9 protein-coding genes are annotated in these 17,667 nt (G+C 41.2%); 4 read left to right on the top strand and 5 right to left on the bottom strand.

Features of this window, described 5'->3' with window-relative positions:
* Positions 1-343: 343 nt before the first annotated feature.
* The 4 genes from BMX56_RS11420 to BMX56_RS11435 all read right to left on the bottom strand — a co-directional run bounded on the left by BMX56_RS11420 (position 344) and on the right by BMX56_RS11435 (position 9,809).
* Positions 344-5,695, bottom strand: coding sequence for an NACHT domain-containing protein (locus tag BMX56_RS11420; RefSeq protein WP_090646642.1), 5,352 nt, complete (start codon positions 5,693-5,695; stop codon positions 344-346).
* 527 nt (positions 5,696-6,222) lie between these two features.
* Positions 6,223-7,977 (bottom strand): hypothetical protein, encoded by a 1,755-nt coding sequence (locus BMX56_RS11425; RefSeq protein WP_090646646.1) that lies wholly within the window; start codon positions 7,975-7,977, stop codon positions 6,223-6,225.
* Positions 7,978-8,051: 74 nt separating this feature from the next.
* Positions 8,052-8,708 (bottom strand): hypothetical protein, encoded by a 657-nt coding sequence (locus tag BMX56_RS11430; protein ID WP_090646650.1) that lies wholly within the window; start codon positions 8,706-8,708, stop codon positions 8,052-8,054.
* 426 nt (positions 8,709-9,134) lie between these two features.
* Positions 9,135-9,809 (bottom strand): hypothetical protein, encoded by a 675-nt coding sequence (locus tag BMX56_RS11435; RefSeq protein WP_143065430.1) that lies wholly within the window; start codon positions 9,807-9,809, stop codon positions 9,135-9,137.
* Between the two features lie 486 nt (positions 9,810-10,295).
* Here BMX56_RS11435 and BMX56_RS11440 point away from each other — a divergent pair, with 486 nt between their 5' ends.
* Positions 10,296-10,862, top strand: a complete 567-nt coding sequence (locus tag BMX56_RS11440) for a hypothetical protein (RefSeq protein ID WP_090646657.1) — start codon at positions 10,296-10,298, stop codon at positions 10,860-10,862.
* Between the two features lie 13 nt (positions 10,863-10,875).
* Here BMX56_RS11440 and BMX56_RS11445 read toward each other — a convergent pair whose 3' ends face one another.
* A complete protein-coding gene (locus BMX56_RS11445) occupies positions 10,876-11,097 on the bottom strand; it encodes a helix-turn-helix domain-containing protein (RefSeq protein WP_090646661.1) in 222 nt (73 codons plus the stop codon).
* 530 nt (positions 11,098-11,627) lie between these two features.
* Here BMX56_RS11445 and BMX56_RS11450 point away from each other — a divergent pair.
* The 3 genes from BMX56_RS11450 to BMX56_RS11460 are packed head-to-tail and all read left to right on the top strand — an operon-like array spanning position 11,628 to position 17,627.
* Positions 11,628-13,043 (top strand): TlpA family protein disulfide reductase, encoded by a 1,416-nt coding sequence (locus BMX56_RS11450; protein WP_090646664.1) that lies wholly within the window; start codon positions 11,628-11,630, stop codon positions 13,041-13,043.
* Between the two features lie 22 nt (positions 13,044-13,065).
* Positions 13,066-16,260 (top strand): SusC/RagA family TonB-linked outer membrane protein, encoded by a 3,195-nt coding sequence (locus BMX56_RS11455; RefSeq protein ID WP_090646668.1) that lies wholly within the window; start codon positions 13,066-13,068, stop codon positions 16,258-16,260.
* 20 nt (positions 16,261-16,280) lie between these two features.
* Positions 16,281-17,627, top strand: a complete 1,347-nt coding sequence (locus BMX56_RS11460; protein WP_090646672.1) for a RagB/SusD family nutrient uptake outer membrane protein — start codon at positions 16,281-16,283, stop codon at positions 17,625-17,627.
* Positions 17,628-17,667 lie beyond the last annotated feature (40 nt).

Here is a 17,667-nt window from a genome sequence, read left to right on the forward strand (position 1 = left end):
GTCTTATAAAAATAATGCGGCCTGATTGTTTAGGCATGTTTGTTTTTTTATATCTTTAATTTACTTGCTTAGACCTATATCTTCATTATCGAAGGTTTTTAAGTAACAGTGAACTTGGCAGACAGTCAGGTTCCTAAAGCCGCTGTTCATATCGATCAATTAGACAATAGCAAAAGATATGATTTTGAAATAATGCGCGTGGAAGAAACTGCAAAGCAAAGATCAGGTGCCCCATATGCGGAGAGGAACTCATCTATAAATTTGGTATTATCGTTTTGACCTTTATTTTTGTGTCGGATGTTTTAAAAATAGGAGGATTCGAATTAAATATAAATGGTCAAACTTAACTTCTTACAAATCCACTGAACACCCTGCAGATGGCTTTGATTTCATCCGTTCCATCTGTGATGCCTGTTTCTACCGCTTTTTTAAATATCTCTGGATCGATCCGTTCATATAATGGAGAACTATGGATCAGCAGGTCTCTTGGTTTAAAGTGAATTTTTTCGTTTTCCGGCGTCAGATAGATTCTGTCCGTATCAAATGTAAAAATCAGCTGAAGACCATACAGGTAGCCATGCACTGCATGAGCATGTGCCTCTCCATTTGTAAAAAAAGAGATCAGTGAAAACATCCACAAGAAGATGATGTTTTCCGCAAAACGACGCTCCTTGTTGGTTTGGCTGAGCCATCCTTTGATATAATCTTCGGATAGCTTGCTCAGGTAGGTATAATCCTCTTTGACTACATGGGTTGCAATGTAGTCAAAGATTTTATATAGCAAATCGTCATTCAGGCTGTATTGCCGATCATCCAGTTCTTGGAATAGTCTGCCCAGCAGTCTGGCCGGAAATGGCAAGTCCAGGTTGAAGAGTTCTTTGAAATCATCGATCAGGTCAAGCCTTTTATAGTCATTTACCTGTTCAATTTTCCTGACGATTGCCTGCTGGTATAATGCTGAACTTTCCGGGCCCGAAATCTGGATTTCTTTAATCATATACAAGGCGGCTCTGAAGTTTCCGTTAGACGGACTTTTGTAGAATGGCCAGCCGATTTCATCGCTTGCCTTAAGTATGATTGAGAAATCTATCTGTTCATTCCTACAAAAGCCAACCATGGCGAAAAAGAAGCTTCCCAGTTTGCCCAATTCTTTGAGTTTGTCAAGATCGGACTCGCTAAAGGTTCCATAAACCAGCGTTGACCGGATATAATCACGAAATGAAGCCGGAATATGATCGCCGTCAAGCAGGATTTTTATAGTGCGTTCCGGCGAAATGTTTTTGATTAGGCTTGATTTGGCCGCCGAGAAATAATTGTAGTAATCGGGTATGCGTTCGGAACTTTCAGGTTGCTCTATAATGTCATTGATCCTGTAGAACAATGAGCAGGCAGTTTCCCTTTCGCACTTATATGACTCCAGAACGCCTTTGAGTGCTTCAACGGGAAGTGTTCCAAACTCATTCGCCATTAGTGCGATCTGCGGATACACCGAGTTTTTGTTTTCCGAAACGATAGGATAGGTGAGAAACTCCGTGCATGCATCACCAGCTTTAGCTACGATTTCTGTAAACTCCTTCCGCTTGCTTAAAGATTTTATCCAGCGGTAGGCAAATTCAACGTCGTATATGCTGGCATGCCTGCCTTCGAAGATCAGGGTTTTCAGCAACGGTAGCCAGTTATCATAGTCTTTTTGAAGAACGCTGTAATACAGGTAAAGCAATGGTTTTCTTCGGTTGATCTTTTCGAATTCCATAGCATAATCTGTAAGAGCTTTCGTAAAATCTTCATCTGCGAAGTTCTCCTTGATCGATTGTCGCTGATTGTAAAGCGACCTGGAATATTCTTCATGATATAATGTAAACACCTTTGCTTTTTGACCAGGTGTGAGCTTTTTTGTATGATATGCAAAAAGGATACTGGCAGCTTCCATTTCTTCTTTCCTGTTAGGGGACTCCAGGGATGCTATAAGGCGTGGGAGAAACTGGTCTTCCCGGCTCAGTTCTTTGATACCATCGGAGCCGGAGATCTCCCAGGAATTGTCTAGGTATCCTCCTTCCCCGACAAGTCCTTCCAGTAGCTCATTTCTTTGTTCCGCTGACAGCGGATAATTTTGATGATAAAGTATAAAAAGCGCGTAATATTTGGATATGGCGGGAAGATCAGGCAGCAGTTCAGCTACAAACTGTAATGTCTTTCTGCTGAAATTAAGCTTCATACAAAACCTTAACCATTGTCTGTCGTCTCTTAACCGTGAATGTGCTGACCGGATAGTAATTTCCAGGTCTTTGGTTGCATTTTCCGGGAAGCAAACCAGTAATATCGCGCTGGCATTGAATTTTAACCGAAAATCGAGCTGTGCTGTTGCCTGTCTTAAAAATTCGCCATAGATAGGCTTTTCCCTGATTAGATCCTTAAAGGCGTCGCGAAGTTCAGGATACCTGCTTAGAAAAGCATATTCTGGTAAATGGGTAACAACGTATAAAAAATAATTTCTGTGAACGGAATCGCTGCCGAGGAGTAATCTTAGGAAATAGAACAGGAACAGTTCAGAGATTTCTTCATTCTTTCTGAAAGGTATCCTTTTCATCAGCAGGTCAAAATCCACATCCATTTTAATGAAAAGGATATCATTTAAAATATCCCTTCTTTTAGGCGACCTGAAATTCGTCCAGGCCGTTTTCTGCATAATGGGAAAAGCGATGAGGTAGAAATTTGAGAAACCGAAGTACTCATGCAGTATAATGGCAGCGTGATCTGCGGTTTGTTCCATGTTGAGCGAACAAAAGACTAGGTAAGATTTGAGTTCCCGGATGCCAATCCTGGAGCTGAGCTGCCGAAATAAAAGCTGATCGCCTTCGGCAATTGCAATGATCGCTGCATTTAAAATACTGTCGCTTATTTCCCCGTCATTTATTTTAAACCATAAGCTGATTACTGAGTTCTTATGTCGGCTGTCCTTGGCGCAGACAATCTCCAGGCCGTCGGAAATGAATTTAAGGTTTCCTGCTTCGATTTCCGCGGTGATCAGCGCAGTAGCTTTGCTGTGCAGCAACCGGTCTTGCAATGCTTCCGTAAATAGACGGCCTTTTTCGTCGGCATCAAATATTTCCGGCACGACCAATGAAAAAACGGAAAATATCCTGCCGCAGAAAAATGTCATCGCCGCCCGGTGAAAAGGAATAATTCCGCTGATCAGGTTTCTTTCCGTTTCGGTTGGCTGGAAAGACCTAATCGCAAAATAGTTCTTTAAGACATTGTAAATAATGCTTTCATCACCATGAATTACAGGTTGCGAAGGGGCAAGGTATTCTTTGTAAAACCAGGCGAATCCCGCCGCTCCGGCCAGGTGGAGCACATCGGCGATTACAAATGGCGAAAATGAATCCGGTGAGTCGAACAGCCCCGGCCCATCTTTCCAGAAATAGAGCGGCCTGAAGTCAAGCGTATCCATTTTTTGTATATACAAGTTTGCTATTTCGCTGTCCTTGGATTCTGAGATCATACTGGCCATCACCGGAGTGTTTTCTTCATAGATCAGCATATCAGTAATGCAGCGGCTCAAAAATGGCCTCATTTCACTGGTATAACCTCTTAGGCGGTTCAGAGCAATGGCAAATGAAAGCGAACGCCAGTTGGTTTCGTCTATTTCATAGCTGAACGGCGGGGTTCTTATTTTTTCCGCAACAGAGATCGCATAAGCAACTTCGAACAGCGGCTGCGACGTAAAAGAGTAAAAGTCCCCGGCCTGCTGCAAGAATACATTTTTATAAAAAGCTATGGCTTCTGTAACCACGATATTCTTGTTTGGCCCCTCGGCGACGTATAACTGGATCGTTTCAAACAGCTTTCTTTCATGGATCAGCTGCTTTCCTGATCCGGCGATTTCGAATGCGACAGCCGCAATGATCGCTTCCCGCTGGTAAACCTGTGGGTAACCGAAAAAAAAATGCGGGTAGCTTTGCTTCAGGTCTGCAACATCCCAGTCCAGTCTTTTCACAAGGATTTTATACATCAGTGTACCTAATGTTTCTTCCCCATGCTGCTCAGTCAGATAATCCCTGATCAAGCAGATGATCAGCGGCGTTTTGGCAATGCTGTGCAAATCTTTCCGGGTTTTGAGAAAGAGTAGCCTGCTTCTGGTGTCGTTTTCGCTTTCATCGAGGTTGAGCCCGGCATTCATCGCTTCGTTTTTCAGGATTTCATACACTTCCGCTTCGGACAGATCGATGGTTGTCAGGCAGTTCCATTCATTGTAATTAATGATTGACTGGAGTTCCAACGGGCGCCCGGTAACAATGATCGCTATGTTTGCATGATCATGACTGGTCTTTTGTAAGTGACCCAGCAGTAATCGTGCTTCCCGAATATCTAATTCATCCAGGCCATCAATGATGATGTCGAAGCTGGCCTGGCTAAGCAGCAGTTGTCCAAAGTTGAATCTGTCCTTTCCCGTATTCAGATTCTGGATCACAAATTTTTCTACTGCCTCAAACGCGCTAGTATAATCGATTGTGATACTGCCTTTTAAAAAGGTTACTGGGATTAGCAGGCTCAGATGTCCCGCCTGGTTCTGACTGGCAGCATAACTGGCAATGATACTGCTTTTGCCGCTGCCGATTTCTCCGAAAAGAAAGGTGGGTTTGCTGCCATCGATAAAAGATTTAATATCCCCAACCTGTACCTGCATGTTATCTAGGGCCGCGGCACCGCCTTCGCGAAGTTCACCAGTGGTGATCCTGACCTCTCGAGAATGCTGTTTAACTTTTCTCGTTAAAAAAATAGGCTGATTCCTGTGTGGCACTAGAGCGTTATACTTTACCTTGATCGAAGACAAGGCGAACGACTCCGCCTTTTTTCGGAGGAAAGAATGATCTTCTTCTAAGAACTGGTAAACCTTATCCGGTATTTGGTTGCTCTGAATCTTGTAAAAGATCAATTCTATATCTTTGTCCGTCAGAAACCTTTGCGTCAAATCATCTGTGTATTGGTTAAACTCCAGTTTTTCAAATAACCAGGCCCTTACAAAACCTTCTCTGCCATTCAGGTTTATTCCTTTCAGTTGCGCGTACTGCTGAATTGCTGCGGTAACTGCGTCCTGGATTTGCTGATAACGAGGCTGATCGAACTGCCAGCTGATCCTATGCAGGAAAGTTTCCCATTCTGCTGTCGACCATTGCGATAATGTTAAATAATGGTGATTATGCCCCTTGTATTGTAGCTTATATTCATCCAATAGAATTAATTGCACTGCCTGCAAAAGCAGGTCATCCGAGAAATCTTTCCTGGCAAGGGATTCGATGATGGAATCAGCGGGAAGCGTTATTTGAAGAGATTCCACGCGTGCAGACTCGGTCTCTTTAGCGATGCTGTTCGTTGCGTAAAAGTTAAAGTAAACATTTGGACTTTGGCCAACGGTATCGCTGAGCCAGTAATCCAGAAAATAGACTAGGGTATTCAGAACAGGCTTGCTAAAAAAAGAAAAATTCTTTGAACTATAGCTTTTGTCTTCCTCGATGAGTTTTTGTCTGTCGCTGTACACATAAACATCGCCGTTAAACTCGATTGCCGTGTGTATCTGCGCATTGGGGTTACTAATCACCGTTTCGAATATGATTTTTAACGCCCTTAATTTTTGAAGGGTTATTCCTTTTATTTGTGCAGATGCTTCTCTTTTAATCGCTATGGTACCGGACATAACTGTGAATATACAAAGTCCTATCTAATATTTATGGTAAATAAGTAGAGCGATTACAGGACGTTTAATGTCAGTTAAATAAATTCACGGGTTGTTTTTTCGAGTTTAATATATTTTCAACAAAGACGTTTCTATTAATTTTAATAGTTTCAATTCTGCTATTTAATTCGTGATAAAGGCATCGGAAGTTAAGGCGGGCTGCCATTGCTTTTTTCTCCGCCCCTGCGTAATTTTATAAAGGATATCATCGTAAGCCGGATAGGTGAGAAGCTACTGACGAGATAGATATTTGTGGTACATTCTTATTGAATAAAACATACCAGGAATTGACTTATAGCCATGAAGTTGCCATCTCTTTCTCACCTGAAACCAAGAGATATTTGACGACCCGTACTACAACATGCTAGGTTTTAAAGATGGGTTCTTATAGGATAGCAAACGGAAAAGGAGACCTTTAATCAGTAGCTCAATTAATGGCTGGAGAACTTGATCCGGGAAATTATATAATGTATAAAAGGGGCCGGCAATTAGTCGTCATCAAATACCTCTTTTAGCAGGTATAGCTTTGCTAGGTTATCTTTTTCCCTGACCTTAAATTCATCGAGCGACTTGTTTATTCCCAGCGGGCAATTAGGCATATGGGCTTTATAGGTTTCGACAAATTGCTTCATTTTATAAAGCTCACTATAGTCCTCTTCAAATAGGAATTTTTTTGGGCCAAGCACCTGTTGAATGTGCGCTATGTCTGTTTTTAATTTTTTTAATGACATCAGTTGAATGTTCAGATGCTCACCAGTCTCCTTCGCGGCTGATTTGATTTTCTTAAACATGTTCTTAGTCGCAGGACTGAAGGTTGAATTAATGATACCTGAAAAATATTCCAGGCGACCGGAGGGCGCTAATTGCTTTTTTTCAAACTGATCCCAGAGCGCCATGATTTGCTGCAGGTTGGTATCGCCAGGATGCTTTTTTTGCCTGTTACGTAAGCTGGCCACCAAATTTATCAGATAGTTAAAATGATTCAGGGTAGTCAATTTTTCTATAGGCTCATTCCTGAGTATATTTTGTAGCCTAAGTTGGGGGTCCTCCAATTCGTCGAAAACAAGCAGTAAATAGTGCAAATCATATAACAAATCATAAGCTATATACTTAAAGTCACGTCCCAGCGTAGCTCCGGAATGAAGGAAACTGTTTCTGAGCCTGGGTAAATGGTATTCGAAATAATCAAAATTTCTGGTTTCGTAATTGAAATGAGGTCTCAGTGCCAATGCCTTTGTTGAAAGCGAACTGAAATTTTGGTTGGGTTTTATAATTCTTAGGATATCTGAAAATATACCTTCAACCTGTGTCAAGGCTAAAGCCGTGAATGCGATCCAAAAGCCCCCGTCCATCAGCTGCTTTAGTTCGTTGAATGCCGGAAGGCGATGGACAATTCCGGGTAACGCCGGTACATATTTATTAAATAACTGCTCAAACACAGTTGAATGGGGTAGCATCGATCTCAGTTCCTCATAAAACGCAGCTTTGTTGCCACTTGCGTATGTGGCTTCCATTCGCGGTATATCTTTTGTATAGGCTGCCATCAGCCTGTGCCTGCACACATCTATCTTTTCGTCGTCGAAATACTCAATGTTATCGTATTGCAAATACCGATAAGGTTTAGTCCATCGGGATTCGTACCAACGTCCTGTTTGCTCATCCCAACCAGGGGATAGCAGTGCTTTAAGCAGCGCTCTGTTCTCCAATTCCTCCACCAGGTATTTGTTGATCGAATCTCTTTCACCAAGGCAGCGCTGGTAAAAATCAATTTTGATTTTAGATTCGTGGGTCGGCCTGCGTTGACCGGTAGCGATAAAATTGGTCACATGCGGATTTTTCTCATATTTAAGTATAAGCGAATCTAGTTCCTGCAAGTTTGTCCTCACGTTTTGTTCTACTTCAGGGAGTATAGTTGCCGGCAGTTTACGAAACCCTATGATGTTGGCCACGAAATGAGGAATCGGGTCGATGGGGGAGCCGCCGTTCCGCACAGAATCAATTTTTAAGTTAATATAAATACCAGCACGAGTAAGAATTTTTACTGCACGCTGTCTTATAATTGTTTCTTCGGTCAATTCTAAAGAACCTGCGAAATTGAATTCTTTAAGCGCGAAGTAGACCATTTTGAGATAATCTGTTCCCAAGAGAATTTCACGAGGTATCGCACCGACCAACCTGTCACTCATTTTTCGATGGCTACCGTAAGTGCTATTAATATCCTTAAGTTTTAATTTATGGCTCACTTTTTAAAATAACGAACTGTTAAGTTTAATTTCATGTATCTGACAGTTTGGTGTTTCTGCGAAAGTATAATCGCTCAAATTAATGCGATTACCTCATCTGTAAAATCGTATTCTTTGTGTTGCTGCTTGGTTTTCTCCAATATTCTTTTCACAAACAAAAGCTCATCTTGTGTAAACTCTTTGTAATCTGTGAAATTCTTTATGAGAAATTGAAGTTTTTTTGATTTAGTCAATACACCAACCTCGTCTGTGATTTTTTCAAACATTCTCATTAAAATAGCCCCGCAGGTCATTTCCAGGTCGTCTAAAAACAATGGGAACATCAACCTGACATTTTCTTCGTTATACTGGTAATTTTCAATTTTACTTTTATAACGGTTTTCGAAGAATTTTTTTAAGCTTTTATCTTTTTCCGGTTCAAGGCAGTCATAAATAGAATTGATTTCCTGGCGATGAGCAAACTTGTTCCTGATCTCGGAGAATTTGATCAGAATTTCGGCTTCTTCTTTACTGACCCCTTCTAAGTCCAAAAATAGATTTAGTTTGGCGTTAAAGGGTAATGCTTTGGATGTATTTCCGAATGATCTGGTTAAATGCGGGTCTTTTAATCCAAGCAACCTGGCTAAACACATGCCGATCAGGTCCTCCATTCTTACGGCTACGGCTATAACTATTCCCCTATCAGGGGAAGGGGTTTCGTCTCTGAAATGCACCTCGAAAATATCTTCCATTCTTAATTATTGGCACCAATATAGTTTAATTAATAAGAGAGCTCTTATGCCGCACCCTTATATAACGACAAATAACCCCGTTGTATGCGCAGTCTATCTGCGTGGTTAAAAATAAGGTGATTTTTTATGAAGTATAGCACTTGTAATATAATGTGACTGGCGGTTACGCGGACTTCAGGTCGAAAGGCTAAGCCTTTCACAAGTCTGCAAAACGAATGTCCATGTTTAGTGCCAAGTCCTTATTCTCATTGGCAGATTCTATGAAGTGCTCCGGTGGGCTCGGGCAAATCACACTTCTCTTTTTTGACTTTTCCATCAGTAATAAGCTGATTTTTTTCTAAAATTCGTTTGGAGCATTGTACAATAAGTTACCCGCGGCGAACGGGGTAAGATAAATGCAAGTTACACCGGTACCGAAATGTCCTTTCATTCCTGTAACGCGTTAGTTTCCTCTGATTCATTCTCCAATCGGTTTGCCTCCAATAACTTTGGCACCAAATCCTTAAGGAAACGGCTTACCTCTACGATGTCAATCTCGGTAGTCGTTGATTCAGGCAGTAGCCTAAGGTCATTGTAAGTTTTTTTATCTGTTTTTTTTGCGATCAGAGGGATGTGAATGTGTAGCTCTTTTTGGAGGTCTTTAAGTATTTTAGGACGAAGGATGTCATTGACCATAATTTGTGGGATAGTACTGTTTTCCGGTGGCGGGCCGGCTGCGTCGAGGATCTCCTGTATGCGCGCCATGTGGACAGTGATCCGGTATTTGCCGGTTAGCTCAAAAGCAAAAACGGGGTCAACTTCTGCCAAGTCTCTAATGATAACTTCAATATTATCCTCCAGCGCCGGAATTTCCGAATGAGTGAGTATTTGCTGCTTGAGTATTTCAGTGATGGCAACCCGAATCTCCTTAAAACCCTCGGGGGTAATATCGATATCGCGCTGAATTATTTCGTGTTCATAGGCATCCAGTAATCTGCCTAATTGCTGATCTATATCAACTTCCTTATCTATCCAGAATTTTAGTTCCAGTAAATTAAATATCAGTCGGTTGAGTTTACGGTTTTCCTGACGTTTGAGATCAGTGTTTTGATTGACGCGCACGAGGTACCAGGATAAACAACAAACAAAAATGGAGACCAGGGCAGTAATAATAGAAGTCAAATAAATCATAAGCGTATTTAGGTTAAAGCAAATATACACCGCCATTGCCCGGATTTATCAATAGCTCTGTTATTCTGGGAAATATATTTTCCTGATATGTTTGCCTTAGCACAACTAATAAAAGATCATTTCAAAGCTTTAAGAGCCTGCCTGATACTCGAGCAACTGCATTTGGTATTGGATATTAAAACAAAGTATAGAGCTATCTTCTGTCTGAATGCAAAGATCTTTCCCCTTTCCTAGTAAATGAAGGCATTAGGCAATCAAAATGTACTTTCTGATTTTTTATATATTATGCGAACAAGTAATAATTTATTCGATTTAGTTATGGAAATAAGTATTTGAGAAAGCTATAATTGTATGGTTCTGGTTCTCCAGGAGGAGCATAGCAATACATGATCTGTTAACAATTTTTTAAATTAATCTATGAAAAAATTAGGGCTACTTTTTATGATCGCTATGGTGGTACTTTTTAACATTGGCAAAGCTCACGCTCAATTACCAAACAAAGTTGTTTTTGGCATGATTTCTATAAATGATGGCTCGTTTAAACCAGATGAAAAGAAATATGCTGTGTTGACGGACAGCCTGGAAAAAATTCTCAAAACACGACCCAATGATACCACTTGTCTGTTTTATAGGGCTTTACTTTATCTAAGCTTTAATAGCCTTCTTGCAAAACCCTATCAAGGGGAAAGAGGGGCATTAGAGAATCTTATAACCGCAAAAAGCTTGACGGAGAAGGCGGTTAGCTTAAATATGACGAATTTCAATTTGAAAATCCTACGCGCTCAGATATATAAGGAATTGACTTACAGATTTACTGGGGATGAATCTTGGAAATACAATAGCAAGCAAATCAACATCAGAAAAGCTCAGTTTAATAACTTTAAGGAATTAGCTAATAAGTATTATGATGAGTTAGCGAAATTGGACTCCAATAATGCGTATGATTATCAGAAATTAAAGGTGACCGAAAAATACCCGTTATAGGTTTTTATTCAAATTAAAAATTCAATAAATCCTTCGGTTCAACTCCCAGGCCTTTTGCCAGTTCAATCAATGTCGTAACATTACAATTAGCAGCCCCATTTTCAATTTTACTAATCTTTGCCCTGTCTACATCACATCGATAAGATACGTCCTCTTGGCTCATTGATTTCTCAGTTCTTATTTTAAAAATAAGCTCTCCCAGTTGTTTTAATATCTTAATATCCTTTTCCTTCATTTTATGAGAGGGAAAGTCGCTCAAAAACTTAAAAATAATTGTGGCAGAACTACCACAATTGAAATATTATTCGTAAATTGCCAACTTATTAATGATCAATAAGCAGAATTAATACAGTACAATTTTATATTTGCGTTTCTTCAAGTAAAAAATGAAGCATTCGCTTTGAATCTCGTAACTGAAACATAGGAAATTTCAATGACCGCGAGATGATAAGTGTTATGCTCACGCTATAAGCGTGGGCTCACTTATTGTGGTCGGTTCTCCTATGTACCAAGTTACAGTAAGCTGAGTTCCACGCTTTACTTGTTTGGCACAACTCATCTTACGCCTAAATCCAATAGGTAAAGCCATGATAGTTGTTAAAAACATTTTTTCCCTTGTTATTTGCCCTCCTGAATGATTTTCAGGAGCACGGCAACCTGTGATCAGTTTAGTAGTTAATTCTATTCCTGGTTGCCGCTTTCCTTCTATATTTTCTTCTCGTTAGTCCTGCTTTTTCTTTTCAACTAACTTCTTATTCAATTTTTATGAAGCTTAAATTTCGCTTCACGGGATGGCTATTGCCTTTTCGGAAGCACCATTATACATTTAATTCCTACCTGAATCCGAATAACGATAAACAGCCATGGCTCAATAAATGGAGCCTGGGTTTATTGCTGCTGTGGTTTGTTTTGTGGCTGGTTGTAAGCTGCTCCAATGCTCATGCACAGACGATCAAGAACGTCTCTATCGGGCGAAAGGTGCCTGATGTGGTTATTAAGGACCTGATTAACTATCCACAAAAAATAGTAAAACTGTCTGATCTTAAAGGCAAAGTCGTGATCTTGGATTTTTGGGCAACCTGGTGTACTGGCTGCCTGATTGGTATGCCTGAAATCGCTAATCTTAAAAAGATATATGGCGATCGGGTTCAATTTATGTCTGTTACAGGGCAAAGTTGTGAAGAGATCCAACAGTTTCTTAAGCGTAACACCCAGGTCAGAAATCTCGGCCTTACTATGGTTGTTGGGGACAAGCAATTAAAGCAAATGTTCCCTTACCGGTCTATTCCTCATCTTGTTTGGATCAATAAGGATGGTATCTATGTAGGCGCTACGGAGAAGGCGGATCTGAATAAAATTAATATCCAATCTATGCTGACGTCTGGAACCGGGGCTTTTAAGTATCCAAAATCTGACAATATGCAGTTCGATACCCAAAAGCAACTTTTTGTTAATGACAACGGTGGCGCGCCGCAATATTTTTACAGATCATTGATCGCTGCAAAAAAAATGGGACTGCCGAACTCTTGCGGTCAATCTATAACAAAAGAAAATAATTACAGGATTTTTGGCGCCAATGAAGATCTGGCATCGTTTTATGGAATGGCGCTCGCTGTTCCGGGCGTAGACCTTCCTGGGAATCGGATGATCTTCTCCGATACGAGCTTTCGAAGGAAGTTTAAATTCAATATCAATTTCCCGGATAATGAATTCGCTTATTGTTACGAATTAATTTCTGCTGATACCTCGGCTACCCATGCACACCAAATGATGCTGAAGGAATTAAACAATTGGTTCGGACTCAAAGTGTGGATAGAAAAGCAAACTGTCAATTGTTGGGTGCTATCTGTTGTAACAGGTAAACTGAATTTACGGTCAGACTCGCTGTATGCGGAAAATAATCTTCGGATAAAAGATGGTCAGCCTAAATTTATAAATGCCGGCTATATCGAAATGTTAACCGAAATGATGAATAACGACCTGCCAATTCCTCCGCTGCTGAATGAAACCGGGTATCATGAGAAAGTGGACTTGTCCTTATGCCGGGATCTCACCGATCTCCATGAACTTAACGCGAGCCTTTTTAAATATGGCCTTGTTATCAAACAAGAAAAACGTGATCTGGATATGATGATCATTACGCCAGAATCTCAATACGCGCAAATAACAAATGCCGAATAACCTTTAATCACCAATTCTCCAGATGAAAAAAATTATCATAACCATGATGGTGCTGATAGGCTATGCCCTGCCTATTCGTGCACAATATATAATTAAGGGCAAAGTTATCGATGCTGTCACCAAACAACCTTTACAGGCAAACATTAAATTCAAACTGGCTAAGTACTCCACGGTCGCAGAAAATGATGGAAGTTTTACACTTGGTACCAATGTCGAGAATGATACGCTCATCGTTTCCTGTTTAAGTTATTTCCCACGGATAATACCGATTAAAGGCCATAAAGCTGCTCCATTGCTGATTTTATTGGAGGAGCATTTATATCAGGTGGACAATGTGGTAATTTCAACAGGTTATTACCAATTACCCAGGGAAAGAATAACGGGTTCTGTTACACAGGTTAATGAAAAGGCACTCAATACTAGCGTGAGTACGGATATCATTTCCAGATTGAAGGGTGTTGCCAACGGTATTTCCTTTGATGAGCGGATTCCTGACGAACGTAAATTGAATATACGGGGCATCAGTACGATTAATGGTGACACACAACCTCTCATTGTCCTTAATAATTTCCCATATGATGGGGATATAAACAGCATCAACCCTAATGATGTCGAAAGTATAACCGTATTAAAAGATGCCGCGGCGGCTTCAATATGGGGTGTAAGAGCGGCGAACGGTGTGATTGTGATCAATACGAAAAAAGGGCGGTTCAATGCCAAACAGGAAATCTCTTTCAATTCTAATATTTCTGTCGAACAAAAGCCGGATGTCTATGCACTGCATACGATGTCATCCGCTGATTATATCGGTGTTGAGAAATTTCTATTTAACAATGGGTTCTATGCAAGTATGGAAGTTGACCCGGCACATCCTGCGCTTAGTCCTGTAGTTGAACAACTTATTGCCAACAGGGACGGCAGGTTGTCAAACGATCAGTTAAATGCCAGCCTTAATGCCCTTGGCAAATTGGATGTACGTGACCAGTTCAACAAATATCTTTATCAGAAAAGTATCAATCAGCAATATGCGCTGAATCTGAATGGAGGAACGGCTACCGGCAATTACTTTTATTCATTGGGCTATGATCATAACATCAATAACCTGGCTGCTAGGTACAGTCGTTTTAGTTTCCGCGCGGATAACAACTTTACGATTGGCTACCTTAAGGTAAATCCTGTTATTTCCTATGCACGGACGAGTCAGCAGGGGGGAAGGCCCTCCTATATTGATATAACACCGGGCTCCGGCAAGGGGCTTTATCCTTATGCACAGCTGGCCGATGCGTCCGGTAACGCAATACCGATTACAAAAGATTATAGGGTTGGCTATGCGGATTCTGCGGAATCAAAAGGTTTATTGAACTGGCGTTACAGACCGCTGCAGGATTTTAAGGAAAGACACACGCAGACTACAGGAAACGACCTTCTTGCCGGGTTGAACCTGGACTATGGTTTTGGCAAATACTTAACCGCCCAGATCCAGTACCAATATGAATGGTCAACCAATGATCTTTCAGATCTTTATGATAGTTCTTCTTATTACACCAGGGATTTTGTCAACAGGTTTACACAGGATGACGGATCGGGAAATCTGAGTTTCCCAATTCCTAAAGGCGGGATACTTTATACGGCAAATAACACGCTGAAGTCTCAAAGCGGACGTTTTCAACTGAAATATTCCAATACCTGGGACAAAAATGACCTTGCTATACTCGCTGGTACAGAAATCAGGGATATTCGCCAGGCGGGGAATTCCCATACCACTTACGGATACAACCCGAGTGGCCTTACCAGTACGCCGGTTGACTATACTACTTTGTTTCCGCAATACTATGATCCGGGAAACTTCCAGGGAATACCTTATCGTAATAACTTTATCGGTCTGACCAACAGGTACAGGTCTTACTATGCAAACGCGGCGTATACCTATGATCAGCGTTATACATTATCCGCAAGCGCCAGAAAGGATGAATCAAATATTTTTGGCGGGAATGCCAACAATAAAGGGGTTCCCTTATGGTCTGCCGGATTAAGCTGGAATTTGTCGAACGAGCGATTTTATCCGGGAGGCGTGCTCAATTACCTGAAAATGCGTGTTACCTATGGCTTTAATGGGAACCTCCCTCAAAATTTAACGGCCGTCGCTTCTTTGTTGCAGGATAATGGAAATCTCAACAATCAGCCGTTCGCCATCATCAGTACGTATCCTAATCCCGACCTGAGATGGGAAAAGGTGGCCGTGGTTAACGCCGGGTTTGATTTTGGCAGCCGCAACAATGTGCTGACCGGAAGTGTCGAGTATTACCACAAAAAAGCGTCTGACCTGATCGGCCGTCAGCCTATTGACCAGACTGTTGGCATCCCTGACGGATTTATTACCAGGAATGTGGCGGACATGAATGCAAATGGTATCGATATTCAGTTAAATGGTAAAATAGTTGACCGGCTATTTAAATGGACCACAGGATTGCTATTTAATTACAACAAGGACAAGGTGACGCAGTATAACAATAGTTCAACCATTGGAAGCTTTTTCATAAATGGAGGGCTCGGAATTGCTCCTGTTGTTGGCCGGCCTGTAAGCAGTATTTTTAGCTTCAAATGGGCTGGTCTTGATTCACAGACAGGTGACCCTATGGGTATAGTCAACGGACAACCCAGCAAAGATTACAGTGCCATTGTATATCAGACGGAACTCAAAGACCTGCAGTATAACGGGCCGGCAACGCCACCATATTTCGGTAATTTCTTTAATACTTTCAGCTACAAAGGATTTTCGCTGTATGTAAATATCGCGTACCGGTTTGGCTATTTCTTCCAGCATCCGTCAATTTCTTATTACTATCTGTACCACAACGGAAACGGACATAGTGATTTTGCAGCCAGGTGGCAGCATCCGGGAGATGAGAGCAAAACACATATTCCGTCTATGCCGGGCGTTGATAATAATTCATATGAGCGGGATTATTTTTACTCTTACTCTTCCGCGTTAGTTGAAAAGGGTGATAATATACGTTTGCAGGATCTTAATCTGTCATACTCACCAAAGTTAAATGGATGGAAACGATTCCCGATCAGGGGGCTGCAATTATATGCATATGCACGCAATGTTGGCATATTATGGAAAGCGAATAAGGCAGGTCTTGATCCGGATTACGCCTCGGGATACCTGCCACCTTCATTAACATTATCATTTGGACTTAAAGCATCTTTTTAATTCATAAAACCAGCACAATCATGAAAAAATATTTTTTACTCCTTCCGATCTTATTATCATTCGGCTGCAAGAAATATCTTGATGCCAAGCCGGATGAACACCTGGTTCTTCCAAAGGATAACATCGAGAACCTGCAACTTTTGCTGGACGATACTTACACAATGAACGGCAATGTTCCCGCGTCAAGTGAGGTCGGTTCGGACAACTTCCAACTTTCCGATCAGCAATGGCTTAATCTTAAACAGCGTTCTGAAAGCGCGGCGAATCTCTATATATGGGGCAAAAACTTGTTCAATGACAACGACTTCAATGATTATACGCTTTCTTACCAATGTGTTTTTAACGCGAATGTCGTTCTCGATGCAGTAGATCTTGTCCAGGGTGCTGATGTAACGCAAAAAAATGCGGTTAAGGGAGAGGCCTTATTTTTCCGTTCGTTTACCTTTTATAATTTATTGCAGGAATTTGCCAAAACTTATCAGCCAGGTTCAGCAGCAACTGACCCTGGAATTGTGTTAAAATTATCGGCAGACATTACTGAGAAAGTACAACGCGCCAGCGTAAAAGAGTCCTTCGAGCAGGTTATCAATGATCTGAAACTTGCCCTCGCCTTATTGCCCGGTAGCGTACAGTTCAATACAAGGCCAACTAAAGCGGCTGCTCTGGGTTTATTGGCCAGGGTATACCTTACCGCCGGGGAATACAATCAAGCTATGACATATGCGCAGCAGTATTTGGCCACTTCCCCCGCTCTTATTGATTATAATGACCTTTCTGGCGCGGTCAGCTATCCAATTCCAATGTATAACGCAGAGGTAACGTTTAATGCCAAGCTTTCGTCAATAACTTCCTTTGCAACGTCATTTGCAAGGATAAGTGATGAGCTTTATGGTCTTTATGATATCAATGATCTTCGTCGCAACATTTTCTTTAAAAATGGAGGGCCAGGAAATATCACTTTCAGGGGAAGTTACTACGGCCAACGTTCACCGTTTGCCGGTATTGCGACAGATGAGGTTTACCTGATCCTCGCAGAATGTTATGCCCGAAATGAGGATATTGCGAACGCCATGTTAAATTTAAATAAACTCTTGATCAAAAGATGGCGTTTAGGAATGTTCGTGCCGGTTGATGCATCCAATAAGTCGGAAGCTTTGAAACAAATCATTTTGGAACGACGCAAAGAGCTGGTATTTAGAAACTTGAGATGGAGTGACTTGCGGCGTTATAATCTGGAAGCAGATTATAAGCAGACATTAATAAGAAAGGTTAATGGGCAGCTTTATCAATTAAGCCCAGGGGATGGTGGTTACGTATATCCGCTTCCCCTTAAAGTAATTGAGTTGGGTGGATTGGTGCAAAACTAATATAAACAACGAACCCATTATATTTATGGGTTCGTTGTTT

The sequence above is a fragment of the Mucilaginibacter sp. OK283 genome (assembly GCF_900110415.1).
In the GTDB taxonomy this organism is placed as follows: Bacteria; Bacteroidota; Bacteroidia; order Sphingobacteriales; family Sphingobacteriaceae; genus Mucilaginibacter.